The 20,240-nt window shown below is 72.5% G+C and carries 16 protein-coding genes; 7 read left to right on the top strand and 9 right to left on the bottom strand.

The genetic code is table 11. From position 1 onward, the window contains the following. The first annotated feature begins 48 nt into the window (after positions 1-48). The gene (locus AFM16_RS13990) at positions 49-1,308 is read left to right on the top strand and encodes an MFS transporter (RefSeq protein WP_078633504.1); all 1,260 of its coding nucleotides are present in this window, start codon (positions 49-51) and stop codon (positions 1,306-1,308) included. Next, complete coding sequence (locus AFM16_RS13985; protein ID WP_078633503.1) at positions 1,305-1,784, top strand: DUF1203 domain-containing protein; 480 nt, start codon at positions 1,305-1,307, stop codon at positions 1,782-1,784. Before AFM16_RS13990 ends, AFM16_RS13985 begins: the two co-directional genes overlap by 4 nt. Here the strand turns inward: AFM16_RS13985 and AFM16_RS13980 are convergent. After that, positions 1,781-2,797 (bottom strand): aspartate-semialdehyde dehydrogenase, encoded by a 1,017-nt coding sequence (locus AFM16_RS13980; protein ID WP_078633502.1) that lies wholly within the window; start codon positions 2,795-2,797, stop codon positions 1,781-1,783. The two genes, AFM16_RS13985 and AFM16_RS13980, sit on opposite strands and share 4 nt — an antisense overlap. A gap of 249 nt (positions 2,798-3,046) precedes the next feature. Between AFM16_RS13980 and AFM16_RS13975 the strand changes: the two genes are divergently transcribed. Continuing rightward, entirely contained in the window at positions 3,047-3,577 is a 531-nt protein-coding gene (locus tag AFM16_RS13975) for a sigma-70 family RNA polymerase sigma factor (protein WP_030779558.1), read from the top strand. 1 nt (position 3,578) lies between these two features. Then, positions 3,579-4,328, top strand: coding sequence for a hypothetical protein (locus AFM16_RS13970; RefSeq protein WP_179123276.1), 750 nt, complete (start codon positions 3,579-3,581; stop codon positions 4,326-4,328). A 78-nt stretch (positions 4,329-4,406) separates the two neighbouring features. Here the strand turns inward: AFM16_RS13970 and AFM16_RS13965 are convergent, their stop codons facing one another. Beyond that, positions 4,407-7,727: a S8 family serine peptidase gene (locus AFM16_RS13965; protein ID WP_078633501.1), complete on the bottom strand. Its 3,321-nt coding sequence runs from the start codon at positions 7,725-7,727 to the stop codon at positions 4,407-4,409. Positions 7,728-7,966: 239 nt separating this feature from the next. Between AFM16_RS13965 and AFM16_RS13960 the strand changes: the two genes are divergently transcribed. Further along, positions 7,967-8,431: an NUDIX hydrolase gene (locus AFM16_RS13960; RefSeq protein ID WP_179123275.1), complete on the top strand. Its 465-nt coding sequence runs from the start codon at positions 7,967-7,969 to the stop codon at positions 8,429-8,431. Between the two features lie 112 nt (positions 8,432-8,543). After that, entirely contained in the window at positions 8,544-10,292 is a 1,749-nt protein-coding gene (locus AFM16_RS13955) for a TIGR03767 family metallophosphoesterase (RefSeq protein ID WP_078636942.1), read from the top strand. A gap of 91 nt (positions 10,293-10,383) precedes the next feature. On the opposite strand, the gene AFM16_RS13950 is transcribed toward AFM16_RS13955, so the two are convergent. Beyond that, entirely contained in the window at positions 10,384-11,460 is a 1,077-nt protein-coding gene (locus AFM16_RS13950) for a hypothetical protein (RefSeq protein WP_078633500.1), read from the bottom strand. Between the two features lie 187 nt (positions 11,461-11,647). Continuing rightward, positions 11,648-14,248 carry an aminopeptidase N gene (pepN, locus tag AFM16_RS13945; protein ID WP_078633499.1) on the bottom strand — a complete coding sequence of 867 codons (2,601 nt, stop codon included), beginning with the start codon at positions 14,246-14,248 and terminating at the stop codon, positions 11,648-11,650. Between the two features lie 148 nt (positions 14,249-14,396). Here pepN and AFM16_RS13940 point away from each other — a divergent pair, with 148 nt between their 5' ends. Further along, positions 14,397-15,041, top strand: a complete 645-nt coding sequence (locus AFM16_RS13940) for a mycothiol-dependent nitroreductase Rv2466c family protein (RefSeq protein WP_078633498.1) — start codon at positions 14,397-14,399, stop codon at positions 15,039-15,041. 215 nt (positions 15,042-15,256) lie between these two features. Here AFM16_RS13940 and AFM16_RS13935 read toward each other — a convergent pair whose 3' ends face one another. From AFM16_RS13935 to AFM16_RS13915, 5 genes are read right to left on the bottom strand one after another with little or no spacing between them, the layout of a single operon-like run. After that, positions 15,257-16,162 (bottom strand): TauD/TfdA dioxygenase family protein, encoded by a 906-nt coding sequence (locus tag AFM16_RS13935; protein ID WP_078633497.1) that lies wholly within the window; start codon positions 16,160-16,162, stop codon positions 15,257-15,259. A gap of 12 nt (positions 16,163-16,174) precedes the next feature. Further along, positions 16,175-17,509, bottom strand: a complete 1,335-nt coding sequence (locus AFM16_RS13930; protein WP_078633496.1) for an LLM class flavin-dependent oxidoreductase — start codon at positions 17,507-17,509, stop codon at positions 16,175-16,177. A 55-nt stretch (positions 17,510-17,564) separates the two neighbouring features. Then, the gene (locus tag AFM16_RS13925) at positions 17,565-18,269 is read right to left on the bottom strand and encodes an ABC transporter ATP-binding protein (protein WP_030779530.1); all 705 of its coding nucleotides are present in this window, start codon (positions 18,267-18,269) and stop codon (positions 17,565-17,567) included. Then, positions 18,245-19,087 (bottom strand): ABC transporter permease, encoded by an 843-nt coding sequence (locus AFM16_RS13920; protein ID WP_078633495.1) that lies wholly within the window; start codon positions 19,085-19,087, stop codon positions 18,245-18,247. The genes AFM16_RS13925 and AFM16_RS13920 overlap by 25 nt, the downstream gene beginning before the upstream one ends. Positions 19,088-19,141: 54 nt before the next feature. Continuing rightward, positions 19,142-20,197 carry an ABC transporter substrate-binding protein gene (locus tag AFM16_RS13915; protein ID WP_078633494.1) on the bottom strand — a complete coding sequence of 352 codons (1,056 nt, stop codon included), beginning with the start codon at positions 20,195-20,197 and terminating at the stop codon, positions 19,142-19,144. Between the last annotated feature and the right edge of the window lie 43 nt (positions 20,198-20,240).

The raw sequence follows: 20,240 nt of genomic DNA, 5'->3' as shown, positions 1-20,240 counted from the left end.
CTCCGGGACGGGGTGGGAAGCGCCCGTCCGGAGCTGAAGGGTGGAGGCATGTCCTCCCCCACACCTGCCCGGGTATCCCCGGACATCTCCCCGCCGCCGGGCGGCCGTTGGGCCGCCGTGCTCGCGCTCGCCGGGGCCACCTTCTCCGTCGTCACCACCGAGATGCTGCCGGTCGGACTGCTCACCCCGCTGGGCGACGGGCTGGGCGTGTCCGCCGGGACGGCCGGACTCGCGCTCACCCTGCCCGGTCTGGTCGCCGCCGTCGCGGCCCCGCTGCTGCCGGTCGCCGTACGGCGGGCCGACCGGCGCCGGGTGCTGGTCGGCCTGTCGCTGCTGCTCGCGGCCGCCGACCTGCTGTCCGCGCTCGCCCCGGGCGTGGCCGCGCTGCTGGTGGCGCGGGCGCTGGTCGGGGTGTGCATCGGCGGGGTGTGGGCGGTCGCGGCCGGACTGGCGGTACGGCTGGTGCCGGCGGCCTCGGTCGGCCGGGCCACGGCGGTCGTCTTCAGCGGGATCGCCGTCGCGTCCGTGCTCGGGGTGCCGGCCGGGACGGTCCTCGGCGCGACGGCCGGCTGGCGGTGGGCCTTCGCCGGGCTCGCGGTCCTCGCCGTCGCGGTGGCCGCGGCCCTGGCCCTCGCGCTCCCTCCGCTGCCCGCCGAACGCACGGTCGGAACAGGGGAGTTGCGGCGGGTGGCGGCGCTGCCCGGGGTGCGGCGGGGACTGGCCGTGGTGGGACTGCTGGTCACCGGGCACTTCGCGGCGTACACGTACGTACGGTCCGTCCTGGAACGGGTGCCGGGCCTGGGGGCCGGGGCGGCGGGCACCCTGCTCCTCGGGTACGGCGTCGCGGGCGTCGTCGGCACCTTCGCCGCCGGTCCGGCCGCCGCGCGCGGTCCCCGGCGGACGGTGTGCGTGGTCGCGGCGGGCGTGACGGCGGTCGTCGCGCTGCTGGTGCCCGCGGGCGGGTCGCTCGGCGCGTCGGCCCTGCTGCTCGTCCTGTGGGGGTTCGTCTACGGCGGGGTCGCCGTCTCCGCCCAGACCTGGCTGACGGCCGCCGCCCCGCGCGCCCCGGAAGCGGTGTCCGCGCTGATTGCCGCGGTCTTCAACACGGCGATCGCGCTCGGCGCCTTCACCGGCGGCCGCACCGCCGACACGGCCGGGGCGACCGGCGTGCTGTGGCTGGGCGTGGGCCTGGCCCTGCTGTCCGTGCTGGCGGCGCTGCCCCGCCCGGCCGCGCGCCGCGCCCGCCGGACACGGCGTCCGGAATCCGCCGGTGGACCGGGCCGGACGGCGGGAGGCTGGGGGACATGAGCGAGAACCCTGTGGTCCGGGCCGTCCGCCCGGACGTACGGAAGGAACTGCTGGCAGCCGACGACGCCGGACGCGCCGCCGAGCCCTTCGTGGACGAGGAGGGCGGGGCGCCGCTGCGCTGCTGCCTGCGGCGCAGCACGCCCGGCGAGCGCATCGCCCTGGTGAGCTACGCCCCGCTGCGCCGCCGGGCCGGGGCGACGGGCACCGACCCCGGCGCCTACGACGAACAGGGCCCCGTGTTCCTCCACGCCGACGAGTGCCCCGACGACCCGTACGACCCCTACCCCTTCGGGGGCGCCCACCGGGTGCTGCGCCGCTACTCCCACGACGGACGCATCCTGGGCGGCGAGCTGGTCGGGCCCGGTGGCATCGCGGCCGGGGTCCGGGACGCGCTCGACGGCCCCGACGTGGCGTTCGTCCACGTCAGGGCCGTCGAGTACGGGTGCTTCCTCTACGAGGTCGCGCGGTCGCGCTAGCCCTTCAGCTCCTGCGCCACCAGCTCCGCGATCTGCACCGCGTTCAGCGCCGCGCCCTTGCGGAGGTTGTCGTTGGAGATGAACAGCGCGATGCCGTGCTCCACGGTCTCGTCCCGGCGGATACGGCCCACGTACGAGGGGTCCTGGCCGGCGGCCTGGAGGGGGGTCGGGATGTCGGTGAGGACCACGCCCGGCGCGTCGGCCAGCAGCTCGGTGGCGCGCTCCACCGGCAGCGGGCGCGCGAAACGGGCGTTGACCTGGAGGGAGTGGCCGGAGAAGACCGGGACGCGCACACAGGTGCCGGAGACCTTCAGACCCGGGATCTCCAGGATCTTGCGGGACTCGTTGCGCAGCTTCTGCTCCTCGTCCGTCTCGTCGAGGCCGTCCTCGACGATCGAACCCGCGAGCGGGACCACGTTGAAGGCGATCGGACGCCGGTAGACCTGCGGCTCGGGGAAGTCGGCCGCCGTGCCGTCGTGCGTCAGCTTGTCCGCGTCGGCGATCACCTTCTGCGCCTGGCCGTGCAGCTCCGCCACGCCCGCCACACCGGAGCCGGACACCGCCTGGTAGGTGGCGACGACCAGCGCCTCCAGGCTCGCCTCGGCGTGCAGCGGCTTGAGGACCGGCATCGCGGCCATGGTGGTGCAGTTCGGGTTGGCGATGATGCCCTTGGGGCGATCCGCGATCGCGTGCGGGTTGACCTCGGAGACGACGAGGGGGACCTCGGGGTCCTTGCGCCAGGCCGAGGAGTTGTCGATCACCACGGCACCCTGCGCGGCGACCTTCTCCGCCAGCGCCTTCGAGGTGGCGCCGCCCGCCGAGAACAGCACGATGTCCAGGCCGGAGTAGTCGGCCGTCGCCGCGTCCTCCACCGTCACGCCGTCCAGCTCGGTGCCCGCCGAACGGGCCGAGGCGAACAGCCGCAGCTCGGTGACCGGGAAGTTCCGCTCCTTGAGGATCCTGCGCATGACCGTGCCGACCTGACCGGTGGCTCCGACGATTCCGACCCTCACGGCGACTCCCTCTGTCTCGTTCTGACTATGTCGTTCTGTCTGGATATGTGCGTAGTGCCTGGCCGTGGCTTCTCCATCATGCGGCCGACCCCGGCCCACCTGTCCAATTCTTTGCCCTGCATGCCCGAGGGCTGGGACGCTCCGCGCCGCCGTGTGACGTACACCTCGGCGGAGAAATCCCCGCGCCCGGCGAACGTTTCGGCGCGCCCCGGCGTCGTAGAGACAACGCGGCGAGGGGAGGGGTGTCTGTTGCTGCGCAGAATCGCGCGCCGCGCCCAGGGGGACGCCGGTCACGGTGATCCGCTGGACGCGGCGCAGGAACGCCGGGTGCGGGCGGTGCTCGCCCTGGGCGGAGTGCCGCAGGCGGACCTGCCGGACGGGGTGCAGCAGGTCCGTCTGCGGCTGCTGGAGCGGGCGGCCAAGGGCTACGACGCCCCGCGCGACGTCTCCGCGTGGGCGGCGGTCGTCGCCTCCAACCTCGCCATGGACTGGCACCGGGCCAGGCGCCGCCAGGAACGCCTCGGCGAGCGGCTGGCCTCGCTGCGCGCGCACGAGCACCCCTCGGGGGAGGACACCAGCGTGCTCTCCCTCGCGGTCGCGGAGGGCCTGGACGAGCTGCCGGACGCCCAGCGGCAGGTCGTGGTCCTGCGGTTCTTCGCGGATCTTCCGGTGCGTTCCATAGCCGACGAGCTGGGCGTGCCGGAGGGCACCGTCAAGAGCCGCCTGCACACCGCGGTCCGGGCCCTGCGCGCCCGCCTGCACGAGGACGAGGTGGTGTGACATGCCCGCCGAGAACGAACACGGCCCCACGCGCGAGAGCTACGACGGCATGGACGCCCTGATGGCCGCGCTCACCGACGCCCCGCTGTCCGACGAGGCCCGGGACGACCCCGGCTATCTGGCGGCCCACCGCGCGGCGACCGCCGATCTGGCGCTGCTGCGCGACCAGCTCACCGTCCTCGCGGACACCCTGACGGGACCCGAGCCGGCCCCTCGGCCGGAGAGTGCCGTACGGCGGCTGCGCCGCCCGGTCCGTCCGGCCGTCCGCGCGCTGCGCGCCCTGGCGGTCGCCGCCGCCGGAGCGATGGTCGTGGGGTCCGGCTGGCTGCTGGTGCAGACGGGCGGGGGCGCGTCCTCCTCCGGCGACAGCAGTGCCGCCGCCGACAGCGCGGACCAGAAGGCGGAGGCGGGGGCGGGCGGCCCGTTCGGGGACCCGGCGTTCCTGGCCTGCGCCCGGCTGGTCGTAGAGGGCGACGTGACGGCCGTCGAACCGCTGCCCGGCACCGGCGACGAGCGGGTCACGCTGCGGGTGACCCGTGCCTACAAGCCGGAGGAGACGGCCGCGGAGGTCCGTTTCGCGCTGGCCCGGGACATGGATCCGCTGGTGGCGAAGGGCGACCACGTGCTGGTCGCGCTGGACGAGGAGGGCGACTCGCCGGTGGTCTGGTCGGTCGGGGAGGCCGGTATCGCCGCCGAACGCGAGGCACTGGCCCGCGCGCTGCCCCAGGCGGAGCAGCGGAGCTGCGGTTGAGCCCCGAGCCGCCGTGGACACGGCGAAGGGGCGGGCGCCCGTACGGACGCCCGCCCCTCCTGTCTCACTGCCTTGCCGTTACGGCGTGACCTTGCCGATCGCCACGCTGCCCAGACCGGCGACGGTGCCGCGGGCGTTGACGAGCTGGACCTGGCCGAAGAAGGCCCGGCCCTCGGGCGCGGGGGCCGCGGCGGTGACGGTCGCGGAGACCGCCGCCGTGGCGCCCGTGGCCAGCTTGACCGGCGCCGAGGAGCCGACGTCGACCGTGCCGAGCGCGGACGAGAAGAACACGTCCAGGTAGTCGTACGCCGTCGTGCCGGCCGGGACCGAGTAGGCCGCGACCTCGATGGTGTACGTGCCGGCGGCGGGCTTCGGGATGGAGACCGCCTCCTCCGAGTCGCCGTCGGCCTGCTGGGCGACCTGCTTGCCCGTGGAGTCGTAGACCGTCAGGTCCAGGTCGGCGGCGGTGTCCGAGACGTTGCCGATGGAGACGTCCAGGGACGCGGCACCGGCCGGGACCTCGACCGTGGTGGTCTGGGTCTCGTGGTTGGCGACGGTCGGGCGGGCCGCCTTGGAGGAGCCGAGCGGGCCGCCGACCAGCTTGCCGTCGATGGCGGCGAACTTGTTCGACACCTTCCAGGAGACGGGGGCCGGGGTGCCGACCTTCGCCTCGGGCACGGTCACGGTCGCCGGGTCGAACGTGGCGCCGTAGACGGTGACGTCCAGCTTGTAGGGGTTGTCGAGCAGCGGCGAGGTGCGGCGCGACTCGACCTCGATCTCCCAGACGCCCGGCTGCGGGGCGGCGTAGGAGCGGGCGTCGGGCTTGCAGCCGTTGCCGTCGAGGTAGTTGTTGTAGCAGTTGGTGGTGGCCGTGTTCTCGACCGCGACACCGTAGGGGTGGAGCGAGATGAAGCGGGTCTGGCTCTTGTCCTTCAGCCCGCCGATGGCGACCTCCAGGGAGGTGGCGCCCTCGGGGACGGTCACGAAGTAGTGCTGCGAGCTGTTGCGCTGCACGGTGTTCTTCGTGGAGAAGGTGTGCGCCAGCGGCGACGAGACGACGACCGTGTTGAGGATCTGCTTGTCGATGCCCTCGGTCTTCGGGTCGTCGACCTCCAGGATCGCGCTCTTGATCCCGGCGGACTTCGGCGCGGCCTGGATCTTCACGGTGACCGGCTTGTTCAGGCCGAGCTTGACCTCGTCGGAGCCGACGATCCGGAAGGCGCCGGCCGCGTTGTTCTCCAGGTACAGCTCGTGCCGGATCGGCTTGTCGGCGCCCGTCGTGCGGGTGACGGTGACCTCGTAGGTCTTCTTCTGACCGGCCTTGAGGCCGCCCTCGCGGTCGTAGATGCCGGTGCCGAAGCCCGGCGTCTTCAGCGCGAAGTCGAGCGCGGTGTCGACCGGGGCCTTCACCGTGTACGCGTGGGCGGTGGCGCCCTTCCTGATGGACTTCCAGGCGTCGACGATGTTGATGGCGCCGGCACCCTCCTCGTACGCCTGCACACCCTTGATGTGGTCGGCGGTCGAGGTCAGCGCGGTGCGCAGGTTCGCCGGGGTGAGGGCGATCTTCTGCTGCTTGGCGGCCGAGATCAGCAGGGCCGAGGCGCCCGCGGCCTGCGGGGAGGCCATCGAGGTGCCCTGGAGCATGGCGTAGCCGGCCGGCAGGGAGTAGCCCGCCTCGGCGACCGGGGCGCCCGGCAGCCAGGTCTGGATCGTGTTGATCGCGGCGCCGGGGGCGACCAGGGTCGGCGTGAAGCCGCCGTCCTCACGCGGGCCGCGCGAGGAGAAGGGCAGCAGCGCGTACTTCTTGGTCACCTGGGAGCCGTAGTTGGCGGCCCAGGTCTCCTTGGAGATGCCCGCGCCGACCGAGATGACCTTGTCGGCCAGGCCGGGGTCGCCGATGGTGTTGGCGCCGGGGCCGCTGTTGCCGGCCGAGATGACGAGCTGGACGCCGTAGGTGTCGATCAGGCGCGTGTACAGCTCGGCGCGGGCGTTGTTGCCGTCGTTGAGGCCCGGCAGACCGCCGATCGACATGTTGACGATGTCGACGCCGCGGTTGACGACGAGGTCGATCATGCCCTCGGTGAGCGCGACGTTGGAGCAGCCGGGGCCGAAGACGCAGGCGCGCGAGGAGACGATCTTCGCGCCGGGGGCGGCGCCGTTCATCTTCCCGCCGAACAGGCTGTTCGCGGCGGTGATGCCCGCGACATGGGTGCCGTGCTCGCTGGAGATCATGCCGATGTTGACGTAGTCGGCCTTGTTGCCGGCCGCGTCGTAGACGACGTCCTTGCGGGTCTCCACGACGAACGGGATGCGCTCGACGACGTCGGTCGCCGGGTCGTCCGTGCCGAAGTAGGCGACCTGGAAGCCGTCCTTGTACGCCTTCATCGGGGCGTTGTCGGTGAAGTCCAGGTTGTCGTCGGAGTCGACGCGCACGGTGTTCGTCGCGGGGTCGTAGAGCACGCCCCAGGCGTCGGTGGTGTCACCGTCGCGGTTGACGTCGCCGAGCTGGTCGCCGCCGGCCGTCGCGGACTCGTAGAAGTAGTTGAACCGGTAGGAGCCGGCCGGGGCCTTGAAGGTCTCGGCGACACCGGTGGTCGCGGGGGTCCGGCTGAACTGCGGGCCGTCGGCGACGTTCGTCATCCGGCGCCAGGACAGGTCGCCGTCGGAGACCGGGTCGGTCGAGGTGACCCAGTCGACGATCTTGCGCTCGCCGGTGGTGGTCTTCTGGAGGGCGGGGTGCCCGAGGTCCACGCCGGAGTCGAGGACACCGATGGTGACCCCGCGGCCGTCCGCCTTCGGGTTCTTCTTCACGAAGTCGACGGCGCCCGTCTCGAAGGACGGGTTGTACGGGTTCTCGGCGGGCGTGTTCTTGCCCGGCGCCTTGGCGGCCTTGGAGCCCGAGGAGCCCTTCGCGGCGCCCTTGGCGGTGTCCGCGGCGGGCGTCGGGTCGTCCAGCGGGATGTCCTCCCGCAGGTCGATGGCGTGCACCGAGGAGAGCTTGGTGGCGGCGGCGATGGCCGCGTCGGCCTTGCCGGTGGGGACGGTGGCGCGGACGTAGCCGACCTTGTCGAAGGTGCGGCCCACGAGGCCGCCCTTGACGGCGTCGAGTTCTGCGGCGACCTGCTCGGTGCTGCCGGGAGCGGTCGCGACCATCAGCGTGACGGTCTTGTCGCCGTCGGCCTTGGCCTCGGCGAGAAGGGCGGCGTCGTCCGAACCGAGCTTTTCGTGGGCGGACTTGGCGCCCGGGTCGGCGGCGGCCGGGGCCCGGTCGGCGCCCGCGGCGAAGGCCACGGGTATCGGTCCGGCCGCGGACAGCGCTGCCACCAGGCCCGCGGCCACGGCTATGCGCACCACGCGTCTGGCGCCCGGGGCGGGCTCGCGCTGGGGGGTGAAGGTCATCGGCATCCCTTGTACGTAAGGAACGAGCGTCGGGCGACCGGGCTGGTCACACCCGGTCGCGAAACGTCCGGAAGACGGTCTCGGACGAACGCAAAGCTTTACGCAAGGGGCAGTTGTTTGGGGAGTGTTGACCGAAACGATATGGATGTATGGGGAAAACCCTCTACGGGGACCCTGTATGGCCCCTGTCCGGCCCCTGTGTCCCCCCGTGCCCGCTCTCGACCGGCTAACGTCGTTGTGTGCGCAAGAAGTTGAGGGTGGCCGCCTACGCCGTGTGCGTCCGGGACGACCGGATCCTGCTCGCCCGCTCACCGGCCGCCGACGGCACCCCGGAGTGGGTGCTGCCCGGCGGCGGCATGGAGCACGGCGAGGATCCCCTCGACACCGTGGTGCGCGAACTCGACGAGGAGACCGGCTACCGCGTCGAGGTGACCGGCCTGCTCGGAGTGGACACCTTCCGCCGGGTCTTCGGCCGCGCGGGCTGGCGCGGCCCCGTCGACCACCAGGGCCTGCGCATCGTCTACGAGGCCCGGATCACCGGCGGCGAACTGCGCCACGAGGTGAACGGCTCCACCGACCTCGCCGCCTGGCACGACCTGGCCGCCGTACCGGAGCTGACCCGGGTCCGGCTGGTCGACGTGGCGCTCAAGCTGTGGCGGGAACGCCCGCGGGACGGGCGGGTGTTCGTGCCGCCGGAGGCGTAGCGGGGCGTGCGGTCCGGCGCGGAAGTGCCTCCAGATCCATGTCCGGCGATCGGCGTTTCGCGTTGCTGGGGCGTTCACGCGCAGGTCACCCCCGGTGCCGAGCATGGGCGGCATGTCGCGCACCCGCTCCGTCACGTCCTCCGTGCTGGGGGTCGACCGTCGTACCGTCCTCGCCGCCACCGCGGCCGTCTCCGTCTCCGCGGGCGTCGGGTACGCCCTGCGGCCCACCGACAGCGCGGCGGCCCCCGCCGCGCGAGCGCCCGAGGCCGGGCCACAGGCCACAGCCCTCGCCGCCGCCCCGTCCGCCCCCTACATCCAGGGCACCACGCTCGCCGCCGTCGCCGCCCCGCGCCCCGGCTCCGGCTACCGCCGGATGGGCAGCGCGCCCGGCTGGGGCCGCGTCGTCCGCGGCGAACTGGCCGCGCCCAGGTCAGGCCGCGCGGACCGCCGTACCGCCCTCGCGGCCTTCGTGCAGCTCACCGACCTGCATCTGATCGACAGTCAGCATCCGTTGCGTCTGGAGTACCTGCGCGCGGCGAGCGAGATCTCCTGGCGGCCGCACGAGGCGCTCACCGTGCAGGGCGCGGTCTCGCTCGTGGAGCGGGTCAACGCGCTGCGCGCCGCGCCGGTCACCGGGGCGCCGCTGGACTGCGCCGTCACCACCGGCGACAACACCGACAACAACGCCCGCACCGAGCTGGACTGGTACCTGACCGTGCTCAGCGGCGGGCGGATCACCCCCAACTCCGGGGACCCGCGCCACTACGAGGGCGTCCAGAACAGCGGCGTCCCCCTGTACTGGCAGCCCGGCTCGGCCTCCCGCGACGCCTACACCCGGCGCGGCTTCCCCCGTATCGACGGCTTCCTGGCGGCCGCGATCCGCGAGGTGCGCAGCCCCGGCCTGACCCTGCCCTGGTACTCCACCGTCGGCAACCACGACGCCATGCCGCTGGGCTGCTACGCGCACGGCGACAGCCGGCTCGCCGCGTACGCGGTCGGCGGCCGCAAGCTGATGGACCTCAGCCCCGCCGAGGCGGCACGGCTCCAGCGGAGCATCAGCCAGGACCGCGACCCCCGCGGCACCGTCCTGCGCGACCTGCTGGACTCCCGGCGCCGTGCGATGCGCGCGGTCACCCCGGACGAGCGCCGGGCCCCCTTCACACCCCGCGAGTACGTCCGGGCCCACCTGGACCCCGCGTACCGGGGCGCGGGCCCGGTCGGCCACGGCTACACGCGGGCCAACCTGGAGGCGGGCACGCAGTACTACACCTTCCCGATCACCGAGAAGGTGCTCGGCGTCAGCCTCGACACCACCGACCCCGGCGGCCACTACAACGGCTCGATCGGCACCGCGCAGCTCACCTGGCTGGACCGCACCCTGCGCACCCACCGCGACCTGCACGTGGTCGTCTTCAGCCACCACACCGGCAGCAGCATGTCCAACACCCGCCCGGACCCGGCCCGCCCGCGCGAGCGCCGGCACCAGGGGGCCGAACTGGTGGCGCTGCTCGGCCGGCACCCCAACGTGGTGGCGTGGGTGAACGGCCACATCCACCGCAACGACATCACCCCGCACCGCGGCTCCGCGGGCTCCTTCTGGGAGATCTCCACCGCCTCCCACGTGGAGTTCCCGCAGCTCGCCCGGATCGTCGAGCTGGTCGACAACGCGGACGGCACCCTCTCCCTGCACACCACCCTGATCGAGTCCGCCGCCCCGCACCGCACGGACTTCGGCGACCTCTCCCAGACCGGCCTGGCCGCCCTCTACCGGGAGCTGTCGGCGAACGCCCGCCCCGACGGGGCCCGGCTGAGCGGCGGCCCGGGGGACCGGAACACGGAACTGCTGCTCAAGCGGAGGTAGTCCGCACGGAGAGCCGCGCGCACGAGGAGGGGCCGCCGGTCCGTCACCGGTGGCCCCTCCTCTCCCCTCCTGGCACCGCCCCGGCCCCCTCCTACCGGGGCAGCACCACGACATACGCGGCCGGATCGCGGTCCCCGGCCGCCATCAGGGCCGTACGGACCACCGCCGCCTGCTGCTCCCGCGCGTCCCGCAGCTTCTTCGGCGTGATGTGGACGACCGTGATGCCGAGCCGCTCCAGGACCTCCCGCTTGCGGGCGTACTCCGACCACATCGCGTCCTCGTCCTGGCGGGGCGCCCGGGTGTCCAGCTCCACGGCCACCGCCTGCTCCGGCCAGTAGGCGTCCAGTCCGCCCAGATGGGGGCCGCCGGGCAGCCGGAGGTCGACGTTCCACACCGGGTCGGGCAGGCCGTACTCGGTGACCATCCGGTAGAGCCGCTCCTCCGCGACCGACCGGCCCTCGGCGAGCAGCGCGTCCACCGCGTCCACCACATGCGGCTGCGTCAGCAGCTCGGCGTCGTTCAACTCCCGCACCACCGCCGCCGGTTCGCAGTGTCCGCCGCGCACCGCGTCCGACAGCAGCCGCCGGACGAGGTTCGGGTCCGTCAGCTCGGCGACGGCGTCGGCCAGGGCGCGCGGCACCGGGGCGACCGGGACGCCCGTGACCTGCTCGGGCGCGGGCAGCTCCGCCGTACGGACGATGTGCGCGAAGCCGGCCGAGCGCAGCCGGCGCCGGCGCGGGACCAGGACGTCGATCCGCTCCAGGGAGGGCAGCGGGGGAGCGGAGGCCAGACCGTGCAGGGTGAGCGCCGCCAGGCCGGTGATCACGGCCTCCCGGTACCCCGGCCGGTGCGGTCCGCCGGCGTCCGGCTGGGCCGGCACCCCGGCCGCGGCCTTCGGCTCGCGGGCCGCGTACAGCAGGACCGCGTGCAACCGCTCCTCGCTGGTCGGCGGCCCCGGGTGGAGCGCGAAGACCCCGGGCAGAAGCTGCTGCCAGGGCCCGCCGGGACGGCACTGCCCGTCGGTCTCGGCCGGGGAGACGCCGTGCGAGCGGAGCTGGGCGGCCGTCAGGACCCGCCGCCGTCCGTCACGCGCCAGGTGGCGCAGCGGGCGGGGGACGGAGGGGACGGGGGCGGGGGAGGTGGGGGGCACCGGGGTGTTGTGGTTCATGACTCGGGGATTCCGCACCTGATCCGACCTTTAACCGCTGTTACACACCCGTCGACAAATACGGACAAGGCAGTACTAAAGGACGGGTGTTCGGATGCCGATAGGGCGCGGAAAACCCCTGGTCCGCACGGGGTGGACCAGGGGTTACGGGTGTGACTGAACGAATTCCGTAACGGTGACGGGCGGCTCAATCCTTGGCCAAAGCTCCCTGCTGCTCCTGGGCTTCTTGTGCGCGCAGCGCCCGCGCCAGATCGTCCCGTCCCTCCAGCACCAGCCGCCGCAGCGCCGGCGGTGCCGAGGCGTGCGCGGCCAGCCAGGCGTCCGTGGCCTCCAGCGTCTCCGGGGAGTCCTGGAGGTCCGGGAACAGCCCCCTGACCACGTGCATCGCGATCTGGATGGACCGCTCCTCCCACACCCGGCCGATCACCTCGAAGTACTTCGGCGCGTACGGCGCCAGCAGCTCGCGCTGTGAGGGCTGCGCGAAGCCCGCGATGGTGGCCTCCACCAGCGCGTTGGACAGCGCGTCCGACTCCACGAGCTGCGCCCACGCCTGTGCCTTCACCGCCGCCGAGGGCCGGGCGGCCAGGCAGCGCACCTGGTGGCGCTTGCCGGACGCGGTGTCGTCGCGGGCCAGTTCCGCCGCGAGCACGGCCTCGTCCGCCGCCCCGTGCGCGGCGAGCGGCTCCAGGAACGCCCAGCGCAGCTCCTGGTCGACCACGAGCCCCTCGAACTTCTCGGTGCCGTCCAGCAGACCGCGCAGCAGCGCCAGATCGTCCGGCTCCGAGGCGACCGAGGCGAAGAACCGGGCCCAGGCGAGCTGGTGCTCGCTGCCCGGCGCGGCCGCCCGCAGATCCCGCAGCGCGGTCTCGGCCAGCACCCGTTCACCGGCACGCCGCCGGTCCTGCGGCAGATAGTGGACGACCGCCGAGCCCGCCTGCGCGTGCAGGGTCTGGAGGACGCCGATGTCGGACTCGCCGTGCGCGAACCGGGCCACCAGGTCGATGAAGTCGGACGCGGGCAGCAGCGCGTCCCGGGTCAGGTTCCACAGCGCCGACCAGCACAGCGCGCGGGCCAGCGGGTCGGTCATCGTGCCCAGGTGCTCGCGCAGGGTGGCCAGCGAGGTCGAGTCGAACCGGATCTTGCAGTACGTCAGGTCGTCGTCGTTGACCAGCACCAGCTCGGGGGCGTCCTGGCCGGCCAGCTCGGTCACGACCGTGCGCGGGCCCGCCACGTCCGTCTCGGCGCGCGCGTACCGCACGAGCCGGCTCTCCTCCAGCCGGTACAGGCCGATCGCCACCCGGTGCGGGCGCAGCTCGGGGTACGACTCCGCGGCCTCCTGCACCACCGCAAGCTCCGCGACTTTGCCCTGCTCGTCGAGCAGCACCTGCGGGGTCAGCGCGTTCACCCCGGCCGTCTGGAGCCAGGACCGCGCCCAGGCGGCCATGTCCCGGCCGCTGGTCTCGCCGAGCACCGCCAGCAGGTCGCCGAGCCGGGTGTTGCCGTACGCGTGCCGCTTGAAGTAGCGGCGGGCGCCCTCCAGGAACGCGTCCTGGCCGACGTACGCCACGAGCTGCTTGAGCACGCTGGCGCCCTTGGCGTAGGTGATGCCGTCGAAGTTGAGCTTGGCGTCCTGGAGGTCGCGGATGTCGGCGGTGACCGGGTGGGTGGAGGGCAGTTGGTCGGCGCGGTACGCCCACGCCTTGCGGCGGTTGGCGAAGGTGATCCAGGCGTCCTTGAAGCGGGTGGCGCCGACGTTCGCGAACGTGCCCATGAAGTCCGCGAAGGACTCCTTCAGCCACAGGTCGTCCCACCACACCATGGTGACCAGGTCGCCGAACCACATGTGCGCCATCTCGTGCAGGATCACGTTCGCGCGGGCCTCGTACGACGCCTGCGTCACCTTGCCCCGGAAGACGTACTCCTCGCGGAAGGTCACCAGGCCCGGGTTCTCCATCGCCCCCAGGTTGTACTCGGGCACGAACGCCTGGTCGTACTTGCCGAAGGGGTACGGGTAGTCGAAGTGGTCGTGGAAGAAGTCCAGGCCCTGCTTGGTGACCAGGAAGATGTCGTCGGCCTCGAAGTAGGGGGCGAGACCCTTGCGGCACATCGCGCCGAGCGGGATCTCCAGGGCCGTCCCGTCCCCGAGGTCACGGGTGTAGACGTCCGTGACGTGGTGGTAGGGGCCCGCGACCACACAGGTGATGTACGTCGAGATCGGCTTGGTCTCCGCGAACCGCCAGACCCCGTCGCTCTCCGCGCCGGCGCCGTTGCTCCACACCGTCCAGCCCTCGGGGGCGCGCACCTCGAAGCGGAAGGGGGCCTTGAGGTCGGGCTGCTCGAAGTTCGCGAAGACCCGGCGCGCGTCGGCCGGCTCGTACTGCGTGTAGAGGTAGACCTCGCCGTCCTCCGGGTCGACGAAGCGGTGCAGGCCCTCGCCGGTGCGGGAGTAGGCGCACTGCGCGTCCACCACCAGCTCGTTCTCCGCGGCCAGGTCCTCCAGCAGGACACGCGAGCCGTCGAAGACCTCACCGGGGTCGAGATCGCGGCCGTTGAGGGAGACGGCGGTCACCCGGGGGGCGATCAGGTCCGCGAAGCTCGACGCGCCCGGCTCGTTGCAGCGGAAGCGGATCGTGGTCACCGAGCGGAAGGTGCGCGGACCGGCCGCCGCCTCCTCGTCGGTGCGGTCGCCGAGGGCGGACCGGATGTCGAGCGACACGTCGTAGCTGTCGACGGACAGCAGGGCGGCCCGCTCCCGGGCCTCGTCGCGGGACAGATTCTCACCGGGCACGGGGGCGCTCCTTCTGGGCTTCTGGCGGGTCGGGCCGGACCGAACAGGAGCGATCCTGCCATGTGCGTGCCCCTGACACCGTTCCGCGGGGAATGCGCGGCACGCGCGGCGGCGTTCCCCGGTAAAGCCTTATCTCATGAGGAGACACATGTCCGAGAAGACCCCTGTCGACTTCTGGTTCGATCCGCTGTGCCCCTGGGCCTGGATGACCTCCCGGTGGGTCCTGGAAGTGGAGAAGGTCCGTGACATCGAGGTCCGCTGGCACATCATGAGCCTCGCCGTCCTCAACGAGAACAAGCTGGACGAACTGCCGGAGGAATACCGCGAGATGCTGGCGGTCAAGGCGTGGCAGCCGGTCCGGGTGGTCACCGCCGCCTGGCAGCTCCACGGCGAGGACGTCCTCGGCCCGCTCTACACCGCGCTCGGCACCCGGATCCACAACAACGGCGAGGGCCCGACCCTGGACGCCATCGCGGGCGCGTTGAAGGACGTCGGTCTGCCGGCCTCCCTGATCGACTACGCCGAGCAGACGGACTTCGAGTTCGACGCCCAGCTCCGCGCCTCCCACAAGGAGGGCATCGACAAGGTCGGCCAGGACGTCGGCACCCCGGTGATCGCCGTGCCCGGCCCCGACGGCCGCCAGATCGCCTTCTTCGGCCCGGTCGTCACCCCCACCCCCCAGGGCGAGGAGGCCGCCCGCCTTTGGGACGGCACCCTCGCGGTCGCCTCGGTCCCCGGCTTCTACGAGATCAAGCGCACCCGGACCAAGGGCCCGGACTTCAGCAACCTCTGACCTGCCCCGTACGGCACGGAAGGGCCCCCGCGAGTCATGTCCTCGCGGGGGCCCTTCCGTCCTTCCGCCCGCCGCCGCGAAAGGTGAGAAGACGATCACGAGGCGGGACGTCCGCTCCCACCTTATTGCACATCGCTCGCAATTGCAGGAGGGCAGAAAGAAGGCCCCCGCGCGTCGGGCGCGCGAGGGCCTTCCACCGGGGCCGTCCGGACGGTCTACGCGGCCGCGGGCGTCTCCGCCACCGGCGTGTAGTGCGCCGCGTCCCCCTCGATCGAGTAGCTCTCCTTGCCCTCGATCCCGACCGGCACGTCACCGGCGACCGTCACCCGGTGCAGCCGGCGCGCCTGGCGGTCGTAGTTGTCGACGGCGTAGTGCTGGGTGATCCGGTTGTCGAACAGCACGAGCTGGTTCTCCGACCAGCGGTGCCGCAGGATGTTCTCCGGCCGCACCACGTACGACTGGAGCAGATCGAGCAGCTTGCGGGACTCACCGACCGACAGGCCGACGATCCGCTGCGCGAACCCGCCGATGAACAGGCCGCGTTCGCCGGTCAGCGGGTGCACCCGCACCACCGGATGCGCGGTGCGGTACTTGATGGACGTGAACCGGGCGCGCTGGGCGGCCCGTTCCTCGTCGATCTCCTCGGCCGGCACCGCGTAGTCGTAGTCGTTGGTGTGCTCGGCCCACAGCGTGTCCGCCAGCTTCCGCAGCGGCTCCGGGAGCTGCCGGTAGGCGGCCGCCGAGCTGGCGATCAGCGTCTCACCGCCGTACGGCGGGAGCGTGAGCGCGCGCAGGGTGCTGGCCTGCGGCGGGTTGAGGACGAAGGTCACGTCCGTGTGCCAGTGGTTGGCGCTGCCCTGCTCGCTGTCGACGGGCAGCACGTTCGGGGCATCGTCGACCGCGGCCACGGTCGGGTGCGCGGTGGTGAGGTCCCCGAAGTGCCGGGCGAACGCCTGCTGGCCCGCGTCGTCGAGGTGGACGTCGTCGAAGACCAGCGCCTTGTGGACGTTGAGCGCCTCACGGAGCGCGGCGACCGTGTCCGCGTCCAGCGGCTGGGCGAGGTCGACGCCGCTCACCTGGGCGCCGATGTGCGCGGTGACCTTGCGGATGTCGAGTGTCATGACCTGGACCTTTCAGACGAGGGCTGCGGTGTGCTGGTTGACGGGGCGGGGGAGGCCGTAGCGCTCCCGCAGGGTCTGGCGGCCGGGGTACTCGGTGCGCAGCAGACCGCGGGCGCGCAGGATCGGCACCACGTGGTCGACGAACGCGTCGAGCCCGGAGGGCAGGACGGCGGGCATGATGTTGAAGCCGTCGGCGGCGCCCTGGGTGAACCAGGTCTCGATGGCGTCGGCGACCTGCTCGGGTGTGCCCGCGAAGGTGAGATGGCCGCGCCCGCCGCCGAGCCGGCCGATCAACTGCCGTACGGTGAGCCGGTCGCGGCGGGCCAGCTCCACCACCAGGGTGTAGCGGCTCTTGGCGCCCTCGACGGCGTCCTCCGAGGGCAGATCGGCCGGCAGCGGGGCGTCCAGCTCCAGGGAGCCGGCGGGCAGGTTCAGCAGCCGCTCCAGGTTGGCCACCCCGTGCACGTGCACGATGTGGTCCTCCAGCACCTGCTCGTTGGCCCGCGCCTCGGCCTCGGTCGAGCCGAGCACCGGCACGATGCCGGGCAGCACCTTGATGTGCCCGGGGTCGCGGCCGGCCGCCGCGGTGAGCGCCTTGAGGTCGGCGTAGAACGCCTGCGCGTCGGCGAGCGTCTGCTGCGCGGTGAACACGGCCTCCGCGTACCGGGCCGCGAACGCCTTGCCGTCCGCCGAGGACCCGGCCTGCACCAGCAGCGGGTAACCCTGCGGCGAGCGGGGCACGTTGAGGGCGCCCTCGACCTGGAAGTAGGTGCCCCGGTGCCGGGGCGGGTGGATCTTGGCGTCGTCGCCCCAGACGCCGGACGCCTTGTCGGCGACGATCGCGTCGTCCTCCCAGCTGTCCCAGAGCTTCAGGGCCACGTCGAGGAACTCGGCGGCGCGGGCGTACCGTTCGGCGTGCGCCGGTTCGGCGTCCAGGCCGAAGTTGCGGGCCGCGTCCGCGCCGGCGGTGGTGACGATGTTCCAGCCCGCCCGGCCGCCGCTGATGATGTCCAGCGAGGCGAACTTGCGGGCCAGGTTGTAGGGCGAGTTGTAGGACGTGGACGCGGTGGCGATCAGCCCGATGTGCTCGGTCGCCGTCGCCAGGGCCGTGAGCAGCGTCAGCGGCTCCAGCGCCCCGGACGGGCGCTGCGCGACGCTGCCCCACAGATGCGGGCCGTCGGCGAGGAACAGCGAGTCGAACGTGCCGCGTTCGGCGGCCCTGGCCAGCCTGACGTAGTGGTCCAGCTCCACATGGGCGTACGGGTCGCTCTCGGGGAGCCGCCAGGACGCCTCGTGGTGGCCGGTGTTCATCAGGAAGGCGTTGAGGTGGAGGGTGCGGGGTGGCATGCGGTGTCCTCGGATGTCCTCGGAAGGTGAAGGGCGGGGTCGGCGGGGCGACGGGTCAGCGGACGTCCTCGGTCACACCCAGGGCGGCCAGCAGACGCGCGCGGTAGTCGCCGTGCGGGACCTCGCGGTCCACGGTCAGGTCGAGACCGATCCGGCCGTGGTCGAGGACGAGGATCCGGTCGGCCAGCGCGATCGCCTCGTCCACGTCATGGGTGACGAGCAGCACGGACGGCCGGTGGCGCTGCCACAGCTCCCGCAGCAGCGCGTGCATCTTGATCCGGGTGAGCGCGTCCAGCGCCCCGAACGGCTCGTCCGCCAGCAGGAGTTCGGGCTCGCGGACCAGGGAGCGGGCCAGCGCGGCGCGCTGTGCCTCGCCGCCGGACAGCTCGTTGGGCCAGGCCCGCTCCCGGCCGGCCAGACCGACCTCGGCGAGCGCCTCCCGCCCCCTCTCCTCGCCGTCGGTGCCCAGCAGGACGTTGTCCAGCACCCGGCGCCAGGGCAGCAGCCGGGAGTCCTGGAAGACGACCGACACCCGTTCCGGGGCGGTGAGTTCGCCGCTGCCGGTGACCTCGTGGTCGAGGCCCGCGACCGCCCGCAGCAGGGTGGACTTGCCGGAGCCGCTGTGCCCGAGGAGGGCGACGAACTGCCCGGCGGGGATCTCCAGATCGATGGCGTCGAGGACGACACGTCCGTCGAACGACCGGGTCAGGCCCCGCAGCCGGACGGCGGGCCGGGTCAACTGCTCAGTGTGCGGCGCCACGACAGCACCCTCCGTTCGATGAGACGGACCGCGCTGTCGGAGATCAGACCGAAGACGCCGTAGATCAGCAGGCCGACCAGGATGACGTCCGACTGGCCGTAGTTCTGGGCCTGGAACATCATGTAGCCGAGGCCGCTGGTGGCGTTGATCTGCTCCAGGACGACCAGGCCGAGCCAGGAGCCGGTGACACCGAGCCGGAGTCCCACGAAGAATCCGGGCAGCGCGCCGGGGATCACGATCTCCCGGATGAACCGGAACTTCGACAGGCCCTGCACCTCGGCGAGTTCGACGAACCGGTGGTCGATGCCGGACAGCGCGGCATGCGTGTTCAGATAGATCGGGATGTAGACGACGATCGCGATGATCGCGATCTTGAAGGTCTCGCCGATGCCCAGCCAGAGGATGAACAGCGGGATCAGACCGAGGGTCGGGATCGCCCGGTTGAGCTGGACCGTCCCGTCGATCAGCGCCTCCCCGGAGCGGGTGAGCCCGGACGCCAGGGCGAGGGTCACGCCGGCGGTGAGGCCGATCGCGAACCCGTACCCCGCGCGTTCGAGCGAGGTGACGATGTCGGTGGGCAGGGTTCCGTCGGTCCACAGATGGACCCCGGTGTCCAGCACGGTCCAGGGCGCCGGGATCGCGCCCGGGTCCAGCCGTCCGGCGGCGGAGGCGGCGGCCCACAGCGCGAGCAGCACCAGCGGGCCGACGAGCCGGGAGGCGGGCAGCCGCTTGCCGGGGGCGAGGGTGCGGCGGCGGCGCCTGCGGGTCGGTTCGGGAGGCGCGGCGACCGGGGCGGCCGCGGTCACGGTCGTTGTCATGGCGGTCACTTCCGGTACGGGTTGGGGACGGCGGTCATGGGCGTCGTCATGGCGTCACTTCCGGTACTCGGCCGGCACGGCCTCGGCGGCCAGGTGCTCGAAGCGGTGGTCGAAGAGCGGGGACACGTCGAACTTCTTCACGAACCCGCCCTCCGCGAGCAGATCCGCGGTCTCCTGCTCCCACGCGATGGCCTCGTCCCAGCTCGGCGGGAACAGCGGCTTGTTGGCGAGCGCGGTGATCGCCTCGGCCTGGGGGAGGGTCAGGTTCTGCGTCTTGACGTAGAACTCCTTGTTCCAGACGTCCGGGTGCTCGTACTGCCAGACCTGGCCCTGGGCCCACTGCGGGATGTACGCGGCGACGGCGGCGGCCTTCGCCCGGTCGTTGAGCACCGACACCGGCGCCCACAGCAGGCTGAGCAGGTCGACGACGTCCGTGGTGATGGTGCGGGCGCCCTTCGACTCGTACTGCTGGAGGTAGGCGGGCGCCTGGCTGTTGCCGAGCGGGGCGATGTCGACCTGGCCCGACTGGAGCGCGGTCAGGAACTGGTTGCTGGTCAGCGGGACCAGCGTCACGTCGTCGTAGGCCAGGCCCGCCTTCTTCAGCGCCCGCAGCAGCACGACACCCTGTGCCTGGCCCTGCGAGAACGCGAGCCGCTTGCCCTCGAAGTCGGCGACCGAGCGGATGTCGCTGCCGGGCTTGGTGGCGAAGAGGTAGTTCGGCTTGCGCGTCACGTTGATCGCGACGATCTTCGCGTCGAATCCCTGGTAATACGCCTGGATCGGCGGAATACCGGCGTTGTTGGCCAGGTCGAGGGATTTGGCGCGGAAGGCGTTGATGACGTCGGGACCGGCCCCGATGTTCAGCCAGCTCGACACCGTGAAAGGCAGCTTCGGCAATTTTGCCAGCTTGAACTGGAGTTCCTGGGCGTTCTGGAAGGAGGCGATCTTCAGGCTGGTGCCGGCCGGCACCTCGGTCGCCAGCGGTGCGGTGGAGGCGCCCTTGGCGCTGGTGGCGGCGGTGCCGTCGGCGCAGCCGCTGAGACCGGCGACGCCCGCCGCGGCACCGAGCAAAGACGTGAGGAAAAGTCGACGGTCAAGGGTCGAAGACATGACGGAACCCCTAGGGGGAAGAGAGAGAAAAAGGCAGGTGAAA

Source organism: Streptomyces antibioticus, from assembly GCF_002019855.1.
In the GTDB taxonomy this organism is placed as follows: Bacteria; Actinomycetota; Actinomycetes; order Streptomycetales; family Streptomycetaceae; genus Streptomyces; species Streptomyces antibioticus_B.
Note: the sequence above shows the minus strand (reverse complement) of the source record. Positions and strands in the feature narration are given on the sequence as shown.

Bases quoted from the DNA above. Each gene is read 5' to 3' on its own strand.
- AFM16_RS13990 (WP_078633504.1), top strand. From the start codon at position 49: ATGTCCTCCCCCACACCTGCCCGGGTATCCCCGGACATCTCCCCGCCG.
- AFM16_RS13985 (WP_078633503.1), top strand. From the start codon at position 1,305: ATGAGCGAGAACCCTGTGGTCCGGGCCGTCCGCCCGGACGTACGGAAG.
- AFM16_RS13970 (WP_179123276.1), top strand. From the start codon at position 3,579: ATGCCCGCCGAGAACGAACACGGCCCCACGCGCGAGAGCTACGACGGC.
- AFM16_RS13965 (WP_078633501.1), bottom strand. From the start codon at position 7,727: ATGACCTTCACCCCCCAGCGCGAGCCCGCCCCGGGCGCCAGACGCGTG.
- AFM16_RS13955 (WP_078636942.1), top strand. From the start codon at position 8,544: ATGTCGCGCACCCGCTCCGTCACGTCCTCCGTGCTGGGGGTCGACCGT.
- AFM16_RS13950 (WP_078633500.1), bottom strand. From the start codon at position 11,460: ATGAACCACAACACCCCGGTGCCCCCCACCTCCCCCGCCCCCGTCCCC.
- AFM16_RS13940 (WP_078633498.1), top strand. From the start codon at position 14,397: ATGTCCGAGAAGACCCCTGTCGACTTCTGGTTCGATCCGCTGTGCCCC.
- AFM16_RS13935 (WP_078633497.1), bottom strand. From the start codon at position 16,162: ATGACACTCGACATCCGCAAGGTCACCGCGCACATCGGCGCCCAGGTG.
- AFM16_RS13930 (WP_078633496.1), bottom strand. From the start codon at position 17,509: ATGCCACCCCGCACCCTCCACCTCAACGCCTTCCTGATGAACACCGGC.
- AFM16_RS13920 (WP_078633495.1), bottom strand. From the start codon at position 19,087: ATGACAACGACCGTGACCGCGGCCGCCCCGGTCGCCGCGCCTCCCGAA.
- AFM16_RS13915 (WP_078633494.1), bottom strand. From the start codon at position 20,197: ATGTCTTCGACCCTTGACCGTCGACTTTTCCTCACGTCTTTGCTCGGT.